The organism is uncultured Kordia sp. (assembly GCF_947496985.1).
In the GTDB taxonomy this organism is placed as follows: Bacteria; Bacteroidota; Bacteroidia; order Flavobacteriales; family Flavobacteriaceae; genus Kordia.
In genome coordinates this window covers 265,008-286,435 of sequence record NZ_CANMEZ010000003.1, presented here as the reverse complement: position 1 = coordinate 286,435, position 21,428 = coordinate 265,008, and the positions used below count along the sequence as shown (strand labels likewise).

Here is a 21,428-nt window from a genome sequence, read left to right as displayed (position 1 = left end):
TTTTGTTTTTAAAAGATTTTATCTATCACTATTTATCCTATTATCTTCAGAATTTGTATCAATTAGTTTATGATAAGGATCTACTCCTACCGCAGTTGGTTTTTTGTTTACAATGATGCTGATTGTATTCTGAACGTTAGTGATTTTATGTTTTTTCAGGTATAATTCAACTTCTTTTTTTTCTCCATTGATTTCTTCTTCAGTAAAAACAACGATATCTATATAATCCGCTAATGGTAATGATTTGAATTCGTTATCTGTAGAAGAAGAAGATTTTAACTCAGTATCATTATATGATCGATTTCCTTTGCTATCACTTCTGTATTTACTCACTGTAAATTCGATATCAACTTTATAAGTTCCATCAGCTAATGTTGTGGTTTTAAAATCAGTCACACTATTCTCATAAAACGTTATTGTTTCAAACATATCTTTGATAACATATTGTAAAGAATCTGGAGTTACTTCTTTTATGTTATTTACTAATTCTATTGAAGTTGTGTATGGTGGTTCTTTAAATTTGTTTTTTTTACGAATTTATGCAATGCTGCATTTAAGTTTTTTTCACCTATATAATCACTCAATGCATAGAACACAAGCGCTCCTTTGGAGTAACGGATATACGATTGTCCGCTGATATACATTAAGGGATCTTCGCCAGTTACATCATTTTTTCTTCCTCTCAAGTAGTGATCAGCTGCATATTTTAAAAAGGCATACATGTTATGTTTTCCATATACACGTTCTAAAGTTTTTAAGCGTACATATTCAGAAATGCTTTCCGTTAGCATTGTCGCACCTAAAACATCAGCTCCAATCACTTGATGTGCCCACCATTGATGTGCTACTTCATGTGAAGTTACTCCAAACGCATAGTCAATTCCTCCAATATCATTGTCATTTACATCAGCGATAAATCCGTGACTTTCAGAGAATGGAATCGTATTTGGATACGATTGCGCAAAGCTTCCGTAGGTTTTTGGGAATTCTATGATGCGTATTTGTTTGTGTTGATATGGACTAAAATTTTCTGTATTGTATGCTAATGATGCTTTCATTCCCGCCATCATTCTATCTAAATTTTTGTCATGCCCTTTGTGATAGTAAATTTCCAACACAACATCATTCCATATATCTTTTTTCACTTCATAACGTGCTGAGTTAAACGAATAGATATTCAACATTTTTTGATCCATTTTGTAATGAAAATAGCGTCTATCATCTTCAATCCATTCTTTTTGCAAATATCCTGGCGCAATCGCAATTTGATCTTTGGAAGTACTTACTGTCGCTTCAAAATCTATCCAATCGGCATCTCTTGTCAAATCATTTGTTCCTAAAGCAGTAGTATCTGAAGGATGTGCTTTTAATGCGACTTCAGGAAGTCCATATTTTTTACGAGTTTCAGCATCAGTCAAACCTACTCTTTTGTAACCAATAGTAGGAGCTAATTGAAAGCTATTCAAAAACGTACCATTTTCTAATACAGGTGAATGCGTATTTAGGATTGTATTGGTAACATTTTTAACAGTAAAATCTAATTGGATACTATCTCCTGGTTGCAGTGCTTTGTCTAAACGATACATATTAAATTGAAAAAGACTGTCTTTCGAAACTAAAGTATTTGATTTATTAAACTTAAAAGTACTCGGATAATTATTATACTTTAAAAATAGACTATCAATAGCTACTTCAGCTTTATTTACTAATACATATTTCCCTTTTAGGTTGAAGTTTAATTCTTTCGGATATATATCTAGTTCAATAGTTACCGCGGCAATTTTTGGTTGAGCATAGTCTTCATATTTAGCATATTTCTTTTCTATATCAACAATGATTTGTTCTTTCTCTTTTGCAGAAGCTGATGCATTGGTCACATTGTTTTCATAATAAATACAAAAACCAGTACTTAAAAAAGCTATAGAAACGATTCCAACTCCTAAAGCTATTTTTTTAGTAAAACGTGATCTTCCAATGGATAAACGTTCTTTAAATGATCCTACGATTCCTCTGCTATAAAATAATCCTGCGCCAATTATCAATAGAATTCCAAATAAAAACCAGTAAAAACTATAGATAAAAATACTTGACAGTGAGTTTCCGTAACCATTCATATCTGAATAATTATACCCAACAGTTCCGTTGTTGAATAGGAAGATATCTTGTGTGATTCCTATTACGTTTGGTATGGCAGTACTTACAAAAATGAATAGGCTAAATAATAAAAATAGACCTACATAAGTATTCTTTATGAGTGTCTGCACATATATTGCCATCATTGCCCACAATGCATAATACATGAAGTTTAATATATATAATTCAAATAAATAGTGTCCGATTTCAAACTGATAATAGCCTTTATAAACTTGAAAAGAGATTCCTGTAATCATTATAACAGTTAACATGATCCATTGCATTTTGAATAGTGCTATTAGTTTTGATAAAAGAAGTGTCCAGTTCGGAATGGGCATACTATCAACCAATATATTGATGTTTGAAATTTTTGCTCTTTGATTTAACATTCCAGCATATAAAAACGTACAAATAATAATGGCTAATTGAAAAGTTTCTCCATAATCTAGCATTCTCCAAGTTACAGGCAATCTGGAAGTTCCTCTGAATTTACTTCCTTCAAAGTAATCAAGTAGTAAACTCAGCGTTACACCTAATAGCATAATGATAAACGGAATACTTTTAGTTATATAGTTAAAGTCAATGCTTGATAGTTTCCACGTAGTTTTCAGGTATTGCCTGAATGAAAAATCAAAGTTTACTTTTGGCAATTGTACACGTATGATGCTTCCAAAATTACTTTTTATAGCACGTTCTCCTTTTTGCTTTCTTAATGATAAGCGTATTGGTTGTTGATTGAATTTAAAGTATTTGTAAACGATTCCAAAAATTAACATTGCAATTCCTGTCCATAACAATCGGTTATATATGATTAATTCTTTTATTGGAACTGCTTTTGTATTCTGCTCAGAAATTGTCCAATATTTTATATAGTATTCAGTAGCAGATATTCCACTAGGATTAAACAAACCTGTAATAAAGGTGTATTCAGGATTCGAAAATAATGCCACCAATGTAGATTGCAATACTATTAGAATAATAAAAGCTGTAAAACCTGCTATAATTTTTCTTGTAAATACTACAACTGCAAATATGATAGCGCCGTACAATAGAATATTTGGCACTATGTAGATTAAATACGTTTGCAAATATGGCATTATGCTAAATTCTTCCAGAAGAATTGGGTTTGTTCCTGGCAAACTAAATCCAATAGAAAGACCTATACCAACAAATAAAACTATAATTAGCACAATCAATACACTGCTAAAAAATTTAGCAAATAAGTAATTGGCTTTGGTAAAAGGATATGAATACAAGATCGTATGCATTTCGCTTTTATAATCTCTATACACAGAAAACCCAATTATAGACGGAAATAAGAAGAAAATAATTATCGCTAAAGTGTTGAACATATTTCCAATTCGCATTGGTGAATTTGCAATGATTGCTGTTCCGTTAGTTACAGTATTACTCTCAAAAATTCCAGCAGAAGCAGCCGATAGTAAAATAGATATTGTTAAAAATAAAAATACATATATATAGAAAGAAGGATTTCTAAACCAGTATTTTAATTCGTGTTTAAATATTGTAGAAAACATTTGTGTCTATGTGTTTAAATAATGAAAGTTGAATTAGTTTACAAGTACAGATTCGTCTTGTTTTAAAGCAATGAAATAAACATCGTCTAATTGTGGTGTCGCTTCTCTAAAATCTCCGTCTGGTTGTATGCTAGAATATATTCTGACTGTTATCGAATTATCTTGATTGTAGTTTGAAGATAATACATCGTAGTTAGCTTCCATGAGTTCTAATTCGTCTCTAGTTATAACTGTCTTCCAGATTTGCCCTTTTAATGCAGTCGTAGCTTCTGTTGGTGTTGTGTTTGACAAAATTCGTCCTCCATTTAAAATCGCCATTTTATTACATAGTTCTTTCACATCTTCCACAATATGTGTTGAAAAAATGACTGTATTGTTCGTTCCTATTTCTCTTAAAACGTTTAAAAAACGTTGTCTTTCTGCCGGATCTAAACCAGCTGTAGGTTCATCAACAATAATAAGTTTTGGTTTGTTTAGTAAGAGTTGTGCAATGCCAAAACGTTGTTTCATTCCGCCCGAATAACCATTTACATACTTTTTACGAACCTCATATAAATTGGTAATTTCTAAAACTTCAGTCACTATTTTTTTTCGATCAGATTTTGAGCTAACTCCTTTTAATGTGGCAAAGTAATCTAGTAAATTTTCTGCTGACATTTTTGGATACACGCCGAAAGATTGCGGCAAATAACCCAGTACTTTTCTGAGACTTAAATTATCTTCTAAAACATTAATATCTCCAAACGTGATCATTCCTGAATCTGGAATTTGTAATGTTGCTATTGTTCGCATTAAAGAAGATTTCCCTGCGCCGTTTGGACCAAGTAATCCAAACATTCCTGTTCCTATTTCTAAATTTATAGTGTCAATGGCTTTTACACCATTTTTATATGTTTTTGATAAATTTTTGATGATTAATTCCATGCCTGTTCGTTTTTTGATTGCTTATAATAAAGAGCGCTTTATTTTTTAATTTTACGCTAACTTACCAGCAATTACACTGAAAGAGAAATAGTTATGACATACAAACTTGTTTTTGATATACACAGAATATGAATAGACACAAAATAGTGTTCAACCTTATTTCTATAACGTTTATGCTTAAACTTTACATGTTCATCATTTTATATTTCTATATGATTTTATTTATGTATTATTGATCTGTATGAAGCAACACATTAGGCAACATAATATTCTTAATCTTATCATCATTCCAGTAGCGTATGTGCTAGGAATATTTGCTAAGACAAAGAATTATGAAGTAACAGGTACGGTATTAATAATTGCTGCTTCATATTTTATTGTATCGCTCATATTTTTTAAAACAAATACACTCCCAGAAACAAGTAAATGGCTTAAATATGATCGTAAAATACTTTTTGGATTTGCTAGTTTGCTTAGTTTTTTTGGAATGATAGAATCGCGTCCAAACTTTATACTAATACTTGTTTTTGCAGAACTTCTTGTATTTCTTTATGTATATGCTTATTTCGCTTTTAGAAATAGAAATAAACCTGCTAACAGTGAAAATATTATCCAAAAATGGGGAATCATTCGTTTTTGTTTTCGGATGTTTTTTATTGCAGTCACAGTGCTCTTATTACTTTCTGTTTTCAATGAATATTCGCCTTCATCAAAATATTTAGACCCTTATTATTTTATTCTTTTATTTGTATTCTTGACAGAATGGTTAATCAGTCACATTACCAATACGGTTCGCTTAAAGAATGAGCAAACACAAGCGGAACTATTGCATTTAAGAAGTCAATTAAATCCGCATTTCTTTTTTAATACGTTGAATAATCTATACGCATTAACGATAAAGAACTCAAAGCAAGCGCCAGAAGTGATTTTGAAACTATCCGAAATGATGCGCTATACTATTTATGAAGGAGAAAAAAGTAATGTTACTATTAAAGATGAAATTACGTATTTAGAAAATTATATCGAGTTGCATAAAATCAGGTACAAAAAATCTGTTTCTATTCAATTTAACCATGCGATTGATGAGAATCTTTCTATTACTCCATTGTTATTTATTAATCTTTTGGAGAATGCTTTTAAACATGGTGTAGATACGTTAACAGAAAATGCTTTTATTAAAATGGAGTTGACAAATGATGCTGATTTCATCTACTTTTCTATTGAAAATAATTTTGACAAAAAAGAGAACAATCAAACTAAAGGTATTGGATTGACTAATCTAAAACGAAGGCTATCATTACTATATCCAAAAACGCATCAATTAGAATTCACACAACAAAGCGACATTTATAAAGTAACCTTAAAAGTTCCTGTATGAATACATTTATCATTATAGATGATGAGCCGTTAGCTCATGAGATTATTGAAGAATACTGTGGAATGCTTCCACATTTGCAGTTAGTAAAAAACTGTTATAATGCCATAGAAGCCATGCAGTTTTTAAATGAAAATACGGTAGATTTTATGTTTCTAGATATTCATATGCCAAAATTAAAAGGCTTGGACTTTTTAAGAACCTTAACCAATCCACCTAAAGTGATTGTTACTACTGCGTATAAGGAATTTGCCATTGAAGGATTTGAATTGAACGTAGCAGATTACCTTTTAAAACCATTTAGTTTTGATCGTTTAGTGAAAGCTATCAACAAAGTAATTACAAACAATACATCTTCAAATAAAAAAGAAACTAGTACTACAAAAATGGAATCGTTTAAATTCTTTGTAAAAGGAGATAAAAAACAGCATTACGTAGATGCCAATACAATTCTATTTATTGAAGCCTTTGGAAATTACACAAAAATATTTCTTGAAGACGAAATGATTTTCAGTCATGAAAAAATATCTTATTATGAAACCTTCTTAAATACAAAAAACTTCTTACGAGTACACAAGTCTTTTATAATTGCAATAGACAAAATAAAGCATATTGAAGGAAATAGAATTCAAATAACAACTCATAAAATACCAATTGGGCTAACTTATAAGAGTAATGTAAGTAAATTGTATAATCATTAAATAAATTTTGAAAATAAATAAGAAAAGGCCTAGTATGCTAAATACCAGACCTATTCTCCCTAAAAAACCTAAAATAACCTAATCTTTATTTCTATAAGAAAGCAAAGATTTATTGTGTGGTAAGTCACAAATTCTATGCCATTCTTTTACTTTTTTATGATTTTTTTAACACAAACAGAAAAACCTAATAAGTTATGAATTACCAGGTCTTTCTGAATAAACAACTAAACAACCAACCTTGTGTTAAATACATTTTAAAAGTACAGTACTTACTTTGATTCTGAAACCTATATTGAGGGAACACATCGTTTTGATGAGTGAAATGTCCTATCTACTTAGTTGAATGTAAAATAAAATATTTTGAAGCTAAAATTTAAAAATGTTTATCTGCTAGCTTTTAAAACTAACAGCTAACAAATTAAGAGTCTTTGTACGCTGCACCTTTCCTGTATTAGTTTCTGCGAAGTTTGGCAGTATATAAATTGACTTAGGAATTTCAAATTTTGAAAACTTTTTTGATTGCTTTACCGTTTCTAGAAGCTTAGAACTATCCAATTCGTTTTTTACATCTTCTACAATTAGAACTAGCTTTTTCCCAAACTGATCATCATCTATTCCTGTAACGAAATACCTACCTGAAATAAAAGGACTTAACTTCTCCTCTATTTGTTCAGGATGTAATTTAATACCACCACTATTAATTACATTATCAAAACGACCTAGCCATTTGAATTCGGTTTCGGAGATGATTTCGATAACATCGTTTGTAATAATTTCTGCTGCTGTAATTCTTGGTGCATGAATTACTAAACAACCACGATTATCTTTTTGTACCTCAATATTTGGTAAGGTTGAGAAATGTGTAGTTGTTCCTTCTGGAAGGTGATTTAATGGTTTTGCAGCAATATGTGTGATGGTTTCAGTCATTCCATAAGTTGCAAAAATATGTGTAGAAACGTTTTGTAATTGTGCAATTAGTCCAGATGAAGCTGGTGCGCCACCAACAATTAATGTTTTAATTTTGTGTAAATATTCAAGCGAATTTTCCACTTGAATCGGAACCATTGCGCAAAAATCATACTTCGTTTTAATTTCTGCTAATGGATGCATGGAAGGCAAAACTAAATCAATTGATAAACCTAAAATCATAGCACGAACTAGCATCATTTTTCCTGCAATAAAGTTTGAAGGTAAGCATTGCAACGCTGAATCTCCGGGCTGAATTCCAAAAAAATCGCCTGTTGCTAATGCCGAATTTGCCATTGCTTGTTTGTCCAAACGAATTGGTTTGGGTTTTCCAGTAGAGCCAGAAGTAAACACATCTACAAAAGATCGATCATCTAGCCAATCAATCAAAAAATCACCAATTATTTTTTCATGTGGTTTTCCTTCTTTTATATAACTATATGCAACTTCTTTTAGTGCTTCTCTATTAAAATAAGTACCATCAAGTTGAAACTTTTCGTGTATATTTTTAAAGCTTGGAATCATTTTTGTTTAGGTTGTTGTGTAAAATTAAACATTCATACAGAAAAAAATGCTTTCAAGCATCGTTTTTACTATTTTTAGCTAAAATAGTGTTCAATTTTTGACAATATTTTAACAGAAGTATTGTTTATTTTTGTAAAAGTTTCTTTGAAACGATTTTTAAATTATAATTTATGACAGCATCCTATATAAAATTCCCTTATTTGATTCTTTTCTTATTTGTAAGCATTGGCTTTGCGCAAAATGGCACTTCTGAAGATTATCAGTTTTTAGAACGAAATGAAACGATCAATATAAAATTGCGAAAAGGAAAATTTAATATTGTTAAAAGTATTCATGAAAAAGCAGAATATATTACAGCTAACAAACTTTATTTTGCCAATGAAGTATTGCGTTTTGATAGTTTTACAAAGCTTGAAGATATTGAAGCTGTGACCAATTTGCCTGACGGAAAATCAGTAGAAGTTGATTACATAGAAACCAAGCACGAATTTGACGACGGTATTTTTTATAGCGATCAGCAAACTAAAAACTTTACATTTCCGGCAGTTACTAAAGGCGCAGTGACAGATTTAAAGTATAAAGAAATAATATCAGATCCGCATTTTTTAGGTCTATTCAGATTTGGAACTTTTGCTCCTACTAAAAAAGCTCAATTAACGATTGAATTTCCTAAGAATGTTCAAATTGGCTATAGAGAATTTCACACAGAAAATATTCCTGTAAATTTCACAAAAGAAGAAACAAAAAAATCATTTATCTATCGTTGGAGTGTTGAAAACGTATCAAAATTTACTGGTGAAGAAGATGCAGAAGCTGCTCTTTATTACTTACCGCATATTATAATTCATATTAAAAATTACGAAGAAAAAGGAAAAACGGTTCCTGTATTGAGCAATGTAACTGATTTGTATAGTTGGTATGCTTCTTTAGCGAAACAAGTGGATGAAAACGACTTGAAAAAAGTATATCAAATTGCCGAAGATATTGCTTCAAAATACAATACGGACGTTGAAAAAGCGGAAGCTATTTATAATTGGGTTCAAGGAAATATTACCTATGTAGCTTTTGAAGATGGTTTAGGTGGATTTATTCCACGTGGTGCTGCAAGCGTTTGTAAAAACCGTTATGGTGATTGTAAAGACATGGCAAATTTACTCTATGTAATGCTAAATCATATTGGAATTCCTTCTTTTAGAACTTGGATTGGCACACGCGATCGTCCATATTTATATGAAGAAGTTCCTACTCCAATGGTTGATAATCATATGATTACTGCAACCATAATTGATAACGATACTATTTTTATTGATGGGACAGACAGTTATGTCAATTTTGGAATGCCGAGCTCATTTACGCAAACAAAAGAAGCGTTAATCGGAATTACGCCAGAAAAATTTGTTTTAATGAAAGTTCCAAAGCAACCTTCTGACAAAAGCAAAGCTGTCATTAATACCACAATTTCATTTGAAGATGGAAAAATTAATGCAAAAGAACAACGTATATTAACTGGTTATGAAAAAGTTGACTTTGTTACCGACTACTTATATAAGAAGAAAGACAACACGGAAGAAGAATTCTTAAATACAACATTAGCGCTAGGAAATAACAAAACAAAGTATCAAAACATTGAAGTTTCTCCGTTAGAATCCCAACATAAAACCTTGACAGTTTCCTATGATTTGATCATTGATAATTATGTAAAAACAATTGGGTCAAAAACAATTCTAAACCTAAATATTGATCGTACATTATCAAAAGAAAAAATTGATATTAAAAATCGTAAATACACTAAAAAGATTGATCATCAGTTTCAAAAAGAGTACACAACTACCTTCCAAATTCCAGCAGGTTACAAAGTAACTTCTATACCAAAACCTATCAAATATGATGGAAAAACATATGGATTTACAATTTCATATGAAGAAAAAGAAGGTGTGATCATTCAACATAAAAACATTTATGTAAATAGCTTACGTATTGAAAAAGAAGATTTTGAAGCATGGAATACTTTTGTGAAAAAATTAATAAAAGCCTATAAAAAAAGTATTATTATTGAAAAGTAAATTGAACTATATGAGAACATTTATTGTTATCCTTTTATGTTTGTGTTCTACACAAGCGTTTTCACAATATTATAAAGATTACGATTGGGAAAAAAATCCAGTACTACATCAACTTTCTGAACAAGAAGCAGACGAATCTTCTATTGCAATCATAGAGAAATATATCATAGAATACTATGAACCTAAACTTGGTGGTGTTATTAGAAAATTTGAAACCAATCATACCATTACGCGTGTACATGATGAAAAAGGAATAAAAATGCACAACAGAGTCTATATTCCAATGTACAATGTAAAAAAGATTGTAGATATTAAAGCAAGAACAATTTCGCCTGACGGAAAAGTTACGTTGCTTAATAAAGACAATATTAAAGAAGTCAAAAATGTTGAAGAATATGGAGATTTTAAAATATTTGCGATAGAAGGTGCTCAAAAAGATTCTGAAATTGAAGTATTATACACTTTAGAAAAGCAATATTCTGCCTTTGGAAGACAAACTTTGCAACAAGATTATCCTATCAAAACCTTGGAATATCATTTTATTTCGGGTGATTTAGAAGGTCAAATCAAGCCATATAATACTACTGGTCTATTTCAAAAGATGACATACAATAATCGTGCTGGTCTAAAATTGATATTGAATGATATTGTCCCGATGATTGAAGAAGAATACTCAACTTCTGATGCAAACAAAACAGCTATTGCTTATCAATGTTTTGGACAAGAAGGTGTTACAGAAGCATTACTATGGAATAATGTTGTTTCGAATATTTCTGAAGGAATGTTTCCTTCAACACCAAATAAAGAGATTAAAAAAATTGTTGAAAACATTTTAAAAGATCAAAAACAAGACGATTTTACAAAGGCATACTTAATTGATGATTATGTAAAGAAAAACTTCACGGTAATTAAAAACAACAATGAACAATTATCTGATATTGATTACATTCTAAAAAATAAATCGGCAAGTGATTTAGGAATTATCAAAGTATATGGACACTTTTTAACAGCTGCAAAAGTGGAATATTTACCAATGATTACAGCCAATGTATATCAACAAAGATTCGATCCAGAATTCTTTAATCCAAGTTCATTGCGTGAATTTTTAATTTACATTCCAGAAACTGGAAATTATATTACACCAGATCGTATTGAATATCGTTTAAGTGAAATTCCATTCTACATTTTAGGAAACAATGCAATGTACATCAATAACAAATTGCAATATAGTTTTTACAAAACCAAGCAAAGTGATCCTGATTACAGTCGTGTGATTAGAAACATGAATATTTCATTTGAAGATGAATTAGAAGCTGTAAAAATTGCGCAAAGACAAGAATATTATGGATATTGGTCTATTACCAACAGAGCTGTATTAAACTTATCGCCAGATCAATCAATTAAAGAGTTTGAAGACTATTTAACAGGTTCAGGAATTGAAGATAAAGTTGTAAAATCATACTCTGTAGAAAACAAAGACATTACTCAATTAGAATACAACAAACCTTTTATTGTAAACTCAGAAATCACTTCTGAATCTTTACTGGAAGAAGCTGGTGACAGTTATATATTTCAAGTTGGAAAAGTAATTGGTACTCAAAGCGAATTGTACCAAGAAACCAAACGTGTAAATCCAATTTTAATGCAATATCCTAATCATTATGATTATGAAATTGTAGTAACCATTCCTGATGGCTACAATGTGGAAGGTTTGGAGTCGTTAATCATTAAAAAAGAATTATTAGACGAAGAAGGAAAGCAAAAATGTAAGTTTGAGTCAAACTACACCTTAGAAGGAAACAAACTAACGATTATTATTCAAGAATTTTACAAAGTAAGTGAATATGATATTGCAGAATATGATACATTTAGAAATGTAATTAATGCGGCTTCTGACTTTAATAAAGCTGCTATTTTAATGAACCCAAAAGAGTAAAGAATAATTATACTTAACAAGCGTACAGATTCAATTTATAAACCGAATAGTACATTTCTTTCAAAACACTTTTAACCACAGTAATTTCGATTCATCATTAATTAATAAATTATATTATTATGAAGAAAAAGCAGATTAAAAGTTTAAAGTTAAACAAGAAGTCAATTTCGAGTTTACGTACAATCGACACTATTAAAGGAGGAACAGTTCCTACATTAGGTATTATTTGTACGGTTACAATTCAAGTTACAATTAACGCATGTACTAGATGGGAAGATTGTGATTTACCAACTATTGGTCATGATGACGGCTCTATTTGTGTAAGTAGAGAAGCTGATTGGTGCAACGGTAGGTAAATTAGTTCTAAACAATTTAATTAAAAAGTTCGTCTATATGACGGACTTTTTTTATGCTGTATCTTCTAATAATTTTCACAAATACAACCTTCCAAAATATGATACGCCTAGAGACTTAACTAAATTCAGAAAATATAAACATTTTATGAATTTTAAATTATGGTGCGTTTTTTGATGGTAATTATTTTATTAAACTGATTATTACCAAATAAAATCTATGAAAAAAATTACATACCACCTCTGTTTGCTTTTTGCTTTCAGTTACTTTTCTCATGCACAAGTTTTAGATGAAACTGCCAATAATAGATTGGTGATTCAACATGAATTATTGGCTTCCAAGCAACTCAAAGAAAACATTTACATCCACACCGACAAAGATATTTATGAACCAGGAGAAGATCTTTGGTTTAAGGCTTATATTTTAAATGCTAATGATTTAAAGAGCTCTTTAAATACATTCATGATTTTTGTCGAATTAATCAAGCAAGAAGAAAACACAGAAAACATTCTTGTAAAGGAAATTTATACAGCACAAAACGGTTTTGCAAGCGGTCATTTATTTCTAGCTGATATTTTAAAAGATGGAACCTATCAATTAATCATTCACACAAAAAACACCTTAGAAAGTGCTTCAAAAACGATTTTAGCAACCAAACAAATTGAAATCCGAGAAAACATCATCCCAAAAATATTAATCGATAGTGAATTTTCGAAAAAATCATACAATCGATCTGATGAAATAGCCATGGACTTACATATATTTTCAAGAAGTAGAATTCCGTATGTAAATGCAACAATTACTGCTGACGTATTTTCAACAGATAAAAAAATAGATCGCTTAAAAGTAAAAACGAATGAGCAAGGAACCGCACAACTTGTATTTCCAATAAAGAAAACCGCTAATGCTGAATATATACAATTACGTGTTCGACACAAAGGTGAAACAGTGTATCATACCGTAGATATTCCTTTTAAAAATCCTGCTTCGATTCAATTTGGTATGTATCCTGAAGGAGGAAACTTAGTTGAAAACCTACAAAGTACAGTTGCTTTTAAAGCAATCAACCATCTTGGAAAACCATTAGATATTGAAGGCGTTTTATATGAAGATGGGGAAAAACTACATTCATTTGAAGCAACTCATTTTGGCATGGGAACGTTCTCATTTACACCAAAAACTGAAAAAAAATATACCGTACAACTCACAAATCCGCAACTTGACAGTGTTTTTCAATTGCCAAATATTCGTAAAAGTGGTATCAAACTGCAAGTAAGTAGAAGTAATAAAAAGAACATACATTTTAATATTACTAAAAGTAAAGATGTTTCTCTTAATAAAGTTTACATCAGGGCGCAAAGTCGTGGAAATGTCTATTGGATGGCAACTGCTTCTTTAACGAAAGATCGTACTCGATTTAAAATTCCATTGGAAAAGTTACCACAAGGAATTGCTGAAATTGCTATTTTCAATGAACGTTTTCAGCCGTTGGCAGAACGATTGATCTATGCTAATCTTGATCAGAAACTACAAATTGAATTGGAGGAAATGTCAAAATCACTCTACCGTCAAAAAGACAAAGTTGATGTGACGTTTACTGTAAAAGATCAAGATGGAAAACCTGCTATTGGACATTTTAGTTTAAGTGTTTTTGATCATTTGTATGCTGATAAGGATAATGATTACGCTATGCTACCTCATTACTATTTATTTTCAGAATTAAAAGGTCATGTCTATAATGCTTCTTATTATTTTGACGAGAAAAATAAACATCGTGATAAACATCTTGATTTAGTATTGCTTACACAAGGTTGGCGAACCTATACATGGAATTCAGAGAATTTATTAGATGGACATGATTTTATAAAACCATTTAGTAAAGAAGTAACAGGGCGTGCTTTTGAAGTAACAAAAGAAAAAACCTTGAAGAATGCAAAACATGCCGAAATTAGAGTGATTCTCCCTAAAATGATTACCAAAATAGAAAGTGATACAAATGGAAGTTTTGTGTTACCACTTACTTATCAAAGACTAGGTCAAGGATATCAAATTACATTTTTACCGATGAATACCAAACGAATCATTCTTGAAGCGGAGTTTCCTTTTGATGAAATCTATAAAAGAACGGAGAATAAGAAATTATTGTTTCCAAGAAGTGATCACTTAATTGCCGAAAAGAAACAATCTTCTTACGATCCTTCTTTTAGCTTTAATGAAACAAATTATTTAGAAGAAGTAAAGCTAACTAGCTTTAAAAAACGTGATAAAAATAAAGGAGATCAATTCAACTTTGCTCCTCCAGGAGAAGATTATGTATGTTATGAATATCAAATTTTGAACTGTAAAAATCATCGTATAGGTCCATCTCCTATTGTAGGCAAACGTTATTTTACAAACTCTGGTGATTTTGTATTTTATTCAGGTCCAAAAGGATCAAAACCAAAAGAAAAAAACAACTTTTTAATGGTAAAAGGTTTTTACCCAACTAAAGAATTTTACAATCCTACCTATGATAAAAAGGAAGATAAATTGTTTCCTGACAATCGAAAAACCTTGTCTTGGTTACCAAATTTAGTTTCTAATGAAAAAGGAAAAATTACTGTTTCTTTTTACACTTCTGATGTGCAAACTACATTTTTCGGACAGCTGGAAGGAACTAACGGGAACGGTTTATTAGGTACTAAATTTTTTCAGTTTAATGTAAATTAAAATAACCCGTTAATCCATTATTAAAGTTATTCGTCAAACATGAAAAATGACAATTCAAACATAGAGTACTCATATCTTTATAAGAATCGACTTGCAATAAAAAAACTATGAAATACTATTCCGTTATTTTCAGCTTATTCCTACTAAGTTGTTTCTGTTCAAATGCACAAGTTTTAGACAAAACTGCCAATGATCGATTGGTTATTCAACATGAATTATTGGCTTCTAAACAACTCAAAGAAAATATTTACATTCACACAGATAAAGATATTTATGAACCTGGAGAAGATCTTTGGTTTAAGGCATACATTTTAAATGCAAATGATTTAAAAATATCATTGAAAACAAATATGATTTTTGTTGAATTACGCAAACCAGGAGAAGAAGAAAGTAACATCAAAAAAGAAATTTACACTGCAAGTACTGGTTTTGCAAACGGACATTTATTTTTGGCAGATATTTTGAAAGATGGCATTTATCAATTGGTGATATACACAAAAAATACAATAGAAAATACTTCTAAAACCATTTTGGCAAACAAGCAAATTGAAATTAGAGAAAATATCATTCCTAAAATATTAATTGATTCTGAATTCCATAAAAAGTCATACAATAGAACGGACGATTTACAATTAGAAGTTGCTATATTTTCGAGAAGTAGAGTTCCCTATGCTGAAGCTTCCATTGTTGCTGAAATATTTTCTACTGATAAAAAAATTGGTCGCATAAAAGCAAAAACAAACACAAAAGGAGCAGCTAAACTTATTTTTCCTGCAAAAAAAACTGCAAATGCGGAATACATTCAGTTGCGTGTGCAGTATAAAAATAAAACTGTAAACTATACTGTAGATATTCCTTTTCAAAATCCAGCAGCAATTCAATTTGGAATGTATCCTGAAGGTGGAAATTTAATCGAAAACCTAACTAACACTTTAGCTTTTAAAGCCGTAGATCATCATGGAAAACCGTTAAATGTAGCAGGAACATTATATGAAGATGGAAAAAAAGTACGTTCATTTGAAGCGACTCATTTTGGTATGGGAAAGTTCTCTTTCGTTCCGAAACCTTTTAAAAAATACACAGTTCAACTATCAAATCCTGTATTAGATAGTGTTTTTGAATTACCTGATATTCGCAAAAGCGGAATCAAATTACAAGTTGACCGAAATAACCAAAAAAATATACTATTCAGCATTACGAAAACAAAAGATGTTTCACTTCAAAACGTATATATCCGAGCACAAAGTCGTGGGAATATTTATTGGATGGCAACAGCATCTTTAGTGAAAGATCGTATTCATTTTAAAATTCCGCTAGATAAATTGCCACAAGGAATCGCAGAAATTACCGTCTTTAATGAACGTTTTCAACCTTTGGCAGAACGTTTAGTATATGCAAACTTAGATCAAAAATTACATGTGAAGTTAGAAGAAATCACTAAACTACTCTATCGTCAAAAAGACAAAGTCAATATACAATTTAGTGTAAAAGATCAATATGGAAAACCTGCTATCGGTCATTTTAGTTTGAGTGTTTTTGATCATCTCTATGCAGATAAAGACAATCATTACAATATGTTACCACATTACTATCTTTTTTCGGAATTAAAAGGTCACATATATAATGCTTCCTATTATTTTAATGAAAAAAATAAAAACCGTGAGGAAAAACTAGATTTACTTTTACTCGCACAAGGTTGGCGCGCTTACAATTGGAATCCACAATATTTTTCAAGAAATCCTATACAAACATTTAATACTGATATCAAAGGGCAAGTATTTGAAAAAACTGAAGATAAAACCTTGAAAAACGCCAAAAATGTTCCAATCAATGTAATGCTTTCAGGGATGTTAACAGAAATAGAAGGTGACTTAGGCGGGAATTTTATTTTACCTTCAACCTTTTTACAAATCGGACGTGGTGAAAAAATTCTTTTAGCACCAAAAAACAATGAAAAATATACTTTAGAAGTCTATTTACCATTTGATGAAATCTTAAAACGTTCCAAAAATAAAACACTTCTTTTTCCGCAGAGTGATTATCGAGTTGGCGAAAAAAGGCAATCTTCCTATGATCCATCATTTAGCTTTAATGAAACAAATTATTTAGAAGAAGTAAAATTAACAACGTATAAAAAGCGAGATAAAAATAAAGGTAACGCTTCAAAATATGATAATATTGGCTTTGTTAGTGGTGATTATGTTTGTTATGACTATGAAATTTTGAACTGTACAAATCACCGTGGAGGAACACGTCCTATTGATGGAAAATATTACTACAAAAACGACGGAAGTAGAGTACGATACAAAGCTCCACTTGAATACAATGAAGAAACAAAACAGCATTTTTTAATGGTAAAAGGATTGTACCCTGAAAAGGAATTTTACAACCCAACTTATGACAAAGCAGAAGATAAATTGTTTCCTGATAATAGAAAAACATTATTTTGGTCGCCCAATATAGTTTCTGATGAAAAAGGTGAAATCAACATATCGTTTTACACCTCTGATGTGCAAACAACATTTTTTGGGGAATTACAAGGAACCAATGGAAATGGTTTACTCGGTGCTACATCGTTTCAATTCAATGTGAATTAAAAGCGTTAATTTTTTATTAAAACATGATTTGAAAGTATTATAAAACAAGTAAAAAAATAGAATATTCCGTATCTTTATAAAAACCGACTTGCATTAAAAAAACTATGAAATACTACTCCACTCTTCTCAGCTTATTTTTACTAAATTGTTTCTATTCAAATTCACAAGTACTAGATGATTTTGCCAATGAACGCTTAGTTGTTCGTCATGAATCGCTTGCCGAAAAACAACTCAAAGAGAATATTTATATTCACACAGACAAAGATATTTACGAACCTGGTGAAAATTTATGGTTCAAAGCATATATTTTAAATGCAAATAATTTAAAAATATCTACCGATTCTGAAATCATTTTTGTGGAATTGCTCAAAGAAGAGGAAAAGGAAGAAAAAATTATTGTCAAAGAAATTTACACTGCTAAAAATGGTTTTGCAAGTGGTTATTTGTTTTTAGCAGAAATTTTGGAAGAAGGAAATTATCAACTCATCATTCATACCAAAAAAACGCTTGAAAATAGTGCTGATGAAATTAGTGCTGTGAAGCGCTTTGAAATCAGAGAAAGTATTATTCCTAAAATATTGATTGATACCGAATTTTTAGCCGATTCATATAATAGAAACGACGAAGTTGTGCTAGATGCCAATATATTTTCGCGAAGTAAAGTTCCTTTAAAAGAAGCGGCTGTATCTGCTGACATCTACTCTACCGAAGAACGACTTGCGCGTGTAAAGATAAAAACGGATTCACTCGGACAAGTTAGAATTGTATTTACAAAAGAGGAAACTAAAAAAGCCGAATTTATAGAATTACGTGTAAAACACGATGACAATATTGTATATCATATTGTAGATATTCCGTTTAAAAAACCCGCATCAATTCAATTTGGAATGTATCCTGAAGGTGGAAACTTAATCGAAAACTTACCAAATACAGTAGCTTTTAAAGCTGTGAATCATCATGGGAAACCACTGGATGTAAAAGGAACATTATATGAAGATGGAAAAAAATTAAGTTCGTTTAAAGCTAAGCATTATGGAATGGGTAAATTTATTTTTACGCCAAAACCAGAAAAAAAATATACTGTACAACTCTCAAATCCTTCGCTTGATAGTGTGTTTCTATTGCCATTGGTACAGAAAAAAGGGCTTCGATTACAAGTAGAAAAGCGAGATGCAGAATATATACATTTCAATATTACCAAAACACCAAATGTTACACTTGAAAAAGTATATATAAGAGCGCAAAATCGTGGATATGTATATTGGATGGCAATTGCTTCGTTGGCAAGTGATCATGTCCGATTTAAAATTCCTTTAGACAAATTGCCGCAAGGAATTGCAGAAGTTACTTTATTTAACGATCGTTATCAACCATTAACAGAACGTTTGGTCTATGCAAACATAGATAAGAAATTACATGTTGAACTCACAGAAGTATCAAAATCATTATTCACACAAAAAGATAAAGTCGATTTAAAATTTTCAGTAAAAGACCAATACGGGAAACCGGCTGTTGGACATTTTAGTTTAAGTGTTTTTGATCAGTTATATGCGAAGAAAAATAACGATTATGCAATGATGCCGTATTATTATTTATTCTCAGAATTACGAGGTCATGTATACAATGCTTCTTATTATTTTGATGAGAAAAATAAAGACCGTGAAAAGCATTTAGATTTGGTATTATTGACACAAGGTTGGAGAAATTACAATTGGACTTCAGGAAACTTACTAAAAAGTTTATATGATAAGAAAGAATCTTTCAGTGAAGAAGTTACAGGCCGTACTTTTTACCGTATGAAAAATGGTACGCTACGGAATGGTACTGGAGCAACTGTACAAGTATTATTGCCAAAACTTGCTGCTAAAGTTACAGCCGATAAAGCTGGTAATTTTAGTATTCCATTAACTTTTTTAAAAGCAGGAATTGGAAGTCACATTACACTTTTACCCATACTACCTCCTCCTCCTCCAACAAAAAAGGGCGAAAAAAAACCTGTATGGCCAGTAGAAGCGTTTTTAGAGATTACCGAACCTTTTAATGAAATTTTTGAACGAACCATCAACAAACAATTAATATTTCCAGAAAATGATCGTATGGTTAATGAAAAAAAACAATCTTCATATGATACTTCTTTTAGTTTTTCTGAAACTAATTATTTAGAAGAAGTTGAGTTGACAGGTTTTAAAGAACGTTTGAAAGATCGAGGAAATGAAGTAATTTTTGAAGGTGTTGTTGGTGATTATATTTGTATTGAATATGGGATTTTAAATTGTATAAATCATTATGCAGGTCCAACGCCTGTAAATGGAAAAAAGTACAAACTAAATAATGGGACAGAAGTAACTTATAAAGCTTCTAAAAAAGCGCTTGAGAAAGAAAAAAACGAACGTGGTTTTCTGTTTGTAAAAGGTTTTTATCCTACGAAAGAATTTTACAGTCCATTGTATGATAATGCAGAAGATAAGCTATTTCCAGATAACCGAAAAACGTTGTTTTGGGCGCCTAATTTAATTTCTGATCAAAATGGAGAAATTAGCGTAAGTTTTTATACATCTGATATTCAATCTGTATTTTTAGGAAAGCTTGAAGGAACCGACGGAAATGGCTTATTAGGAACGAATTTGTTTGAGTTGAATGTGAAATAATATTCCAATAAGACCCAATGCAGCAATTATTATAATATAGCTTATACCGTTTCGTTTTTTTGTTTTTCAAGAATGATTGTACTAAAATTAATATCTAATTGCTCTATAGTTCCTGAATATTGACAACTGTATAAACTACTATTTGTTTCACCTTCTTTTACAGCAATGATTCCATCGTCAAATTCGGCAAGGTGATAATAATTCCTATCGTCAAGTCCAGTTGTTCTGATGTCAGAAATCCCTAAAATATGGAAGTCTTTAAAATTGATTCCTTCTGTTTGTTTAATTACTTCTAAATACTCTTTTGGTAATCTTGCATCAATTTGTTGAGAATACTTTTTTAGTATTACTTCTTTTATTGGTTGAAATACTTCAGTAGGTGTTTGAATCTCAACTAATGTTTGTAACCAACCTGAGAATTTTGGAATTGCAGTTAATTTTTGTTTTTCAACTAATATTTCTGCAAAGGAATTTGGATCTGTATGTACTTTTTTGCTTGTGACAACAACAGAAGTTACCTTTTGTATTCTTTTAGGGTTCGGTCTAATTTTCCAACCCCATAATCGTCTTTCATAACTATTAAATTCTATGGAATACTTTTCTTCATTTACTTTAAAACGAATTGTTGCTAATTTATGTTCATCATTTCTATTAAACTTTTCAGTATCAGTTAACGGATTTTCATGATCAGTATAGAACTCAATTGACATACTTTTTTCCCAATACTGTCTCCATTTTCTTTTCGGTTCAAAATGTGCAATTTGTGCTTTTAGTTTTTTTGAAAGTTCATCATCAAAGAGATTGTAGAATGTTTCTAGTAAGCTTTTTTCTAATGGTGTAAATCCTTTGGTTGTTTCTTTTGGACGCCTTTTTCTTGCTGCAATAAATAATACAAGAAAAGCTAATCCAATAATTACTATGATAATTGCTATACTTATGAAAAGTGTTTTCATATTATT

At 30.5% G+C, this 21,428-nt stretch carries 13 protein-coding genes; 8 read left to right on the top strand and 5 right to left on the bottom strand.

The genetic code is table 11. The annotated features are described in order from the left end of the window. Window positions 1-18 precede the first annotated feature (18 nt). The 3 genes from Q0828_RS09620 to Q0828_RS09610 are packed head-to-tail and all read right to left on the bottom strand — an operon-like array spanning window position 19 to window position 4,595. Window positions 19-429, bottom strand: coding sequence for a hypothetical protein (locus tag Q0828_RS09620; RefSeq protein WP_298420004.1), 411 nt, complete (start codon window positions 427-429; stop codon window positions 19-21). Window positions 430-488: 59 nt separating this feature from the next. Continuing rightward, window positions 489-3,671 (bottom strand): M1 family aminopeptidase, encoded by a 3,183-nt coding sequence (locus tag Q0828_RS09615; RefSeq protein ID WP_298420002.1) that lies wholly within the window; start codon window positions 3,669-3,671, stop codon window positions 489-491. Window positions 3,672-3,704: 33 nt separating this feature from the next. Then, a complete protein-coding gene (locus Q0828_RS09610; RefSeq protein WP_298420000.1) occupies window positions 3,705-4,595 on the bottom strand; it encodes an ABC transporter ATP-binding protein in 891 nt (296 codons plus the stop codon). Window positions 4,596-4,836: 241 nt separating this feature from the next. On the opposite strand from Q0828_RS09610, the gene Q0828_RS09605 reads away from it, so the two are divergent. Then, window positions 4,837-5,973, top strand: coding sequence for a histidine kinase (locus tag Q0828_RS09605; RefSeq protein ID WP_298419998.1), 1,137 nt, complete (start codon window positions 4,837-4,839; stop codon window positions 5,971-5,973). Further along, on the top strand, window positions 5,970-6,671 hold the full coding sequence (locus Q0828_RS09600) for a response regulator transcription factor (protein WP_298419996.1): 702 nt from the start codon (window positions 5,970-5,972) through the stop codon (window positions 6,669-6,671). Before Q0828_RS09605 ends, Q0828_RS09600 begins: the two co-directional genes overlap by 4 nt. Before the next feature lie 390 nt (window positions 6,672-7,061). Here Q0828_RS09600 and Q0828_RS09595 read toward each other — a convergent pair whose 3' ends face one another. Further along, entirely contained in the window at window positions 7,062-8,162 is a 1,101-nt protein-coding gene (locus Q0828_RS09595) for an AMP-binding protein (protein WP_298419994.1), read from the bottom strand. A 170-nt stretch (window positions 8,163-8,332) separates the two neighbouring features. Here Q0828_RS09595 and Q0828_RS09590 point away from each other — a divergent pair, with 170 nt between their 5' ends. The 6 genes from Q0828_RS09590 to Q0828_RS09565 all read left to right on the top strand — a co-directional run bounded on the left by Q0828_RS09590 (window position 8,333) and on the right by Q0828_RS09565 (window position 20,469). Further along, window positions 8,333-10,225 carry a DUF3857 and transglutaminase domain-containing protein gene (locus Q0828_RS09590; protein ID WP_298419992.1) on the top strand — a complete coding sequence of 631 codons (1,893 nt, stop codon included), beginning with the start codon at window positions 8,333-8,335 and terminating at the stop codon, window positions 10,223-10,225. Between the two features lie 10 nt (window positions 10,226-10,235). Continuing rightward, window positions 10,236-12,161 carry a DUF3857 domain-containing protein gene (locus Q0828_RS09585; RefSeq protein ID WP_298419990.1) on the top strand — a complete coding sequence of 642 codons (1,926 nt, stop codon included), beginning with the start codon at window positions 10,236-10,238 and terminating at the stop codon, window positions 12,159-12,161. 119 nt (window positions 12,162-12,280) lie between these two features. Next, on the top strand, window positions 12,281-12,517 hold the full coding sequence (locus Q0828_RS09580; RefSeq protein ID WP_298419987.1) for a hypothetical protein: 237 nt from the start codon (window positions 12,281-12,283) through the stop codon (window positions 12,515-12,517). A 217-nt stretch (window positions 12,518-12,734) separates the two neighbouring features. Further along, window positions 12,735-15,224 carry a hypothetical protein gene (locus Q0828_RS09575; RefSeq protein WP_298419985.1) on the top strand — a complete coding sequence of 830 codons (2,490 nt, stop codon included), beginning with the start codon at window positions 12,735-12,737 and terminating at the stop codon, window positions 15,222-15,224. Between the two features lie 107 nt (window positions 15,225-15,331). Next, a complete protein-coding gene (locus Q0828_RS09570) occupies window positions 15,332-17,821 on the top strand; it encodes a hypothetical protein (protein WP_298419983.1) in 2,490 nt (829 codons plus the stop codon). 104 nt (window positions 17,822-17,925) lie between these two features. Continuing rightward, window positions 17,926-20,469 carry a hypothetical protein gene (locus Q0828_RS09565; RefSeq protein ID WP_298419981.1) on the top strand — a complete coding sequence of 848 codons (2,544 nt, stop codon included), beginning with the start codon at window positions 17,926-17,928 and terminating at the stop codon, window positions 20,467-20,469. A gap of 41 nt (window positions 20,470-20,510) precedes the next feature. Here Q0828_RS09565 and Q0828_RS09560 read toward each other — a convergent pair whose 3' ends face one another. Further along, on the bottom strand, window positions 20,511-21,422 hold the full coding sequence (locus tag Q0828_RS09560; RefSeq protein WP_298419979.1) for a hypothetical protein: 912 nt from the start codon (window positions 21,420-21,422) through the stop codon (window positions 20,511-20,513). Window positions 21,423-21,428: the final 6 nt, after the last annotated feature.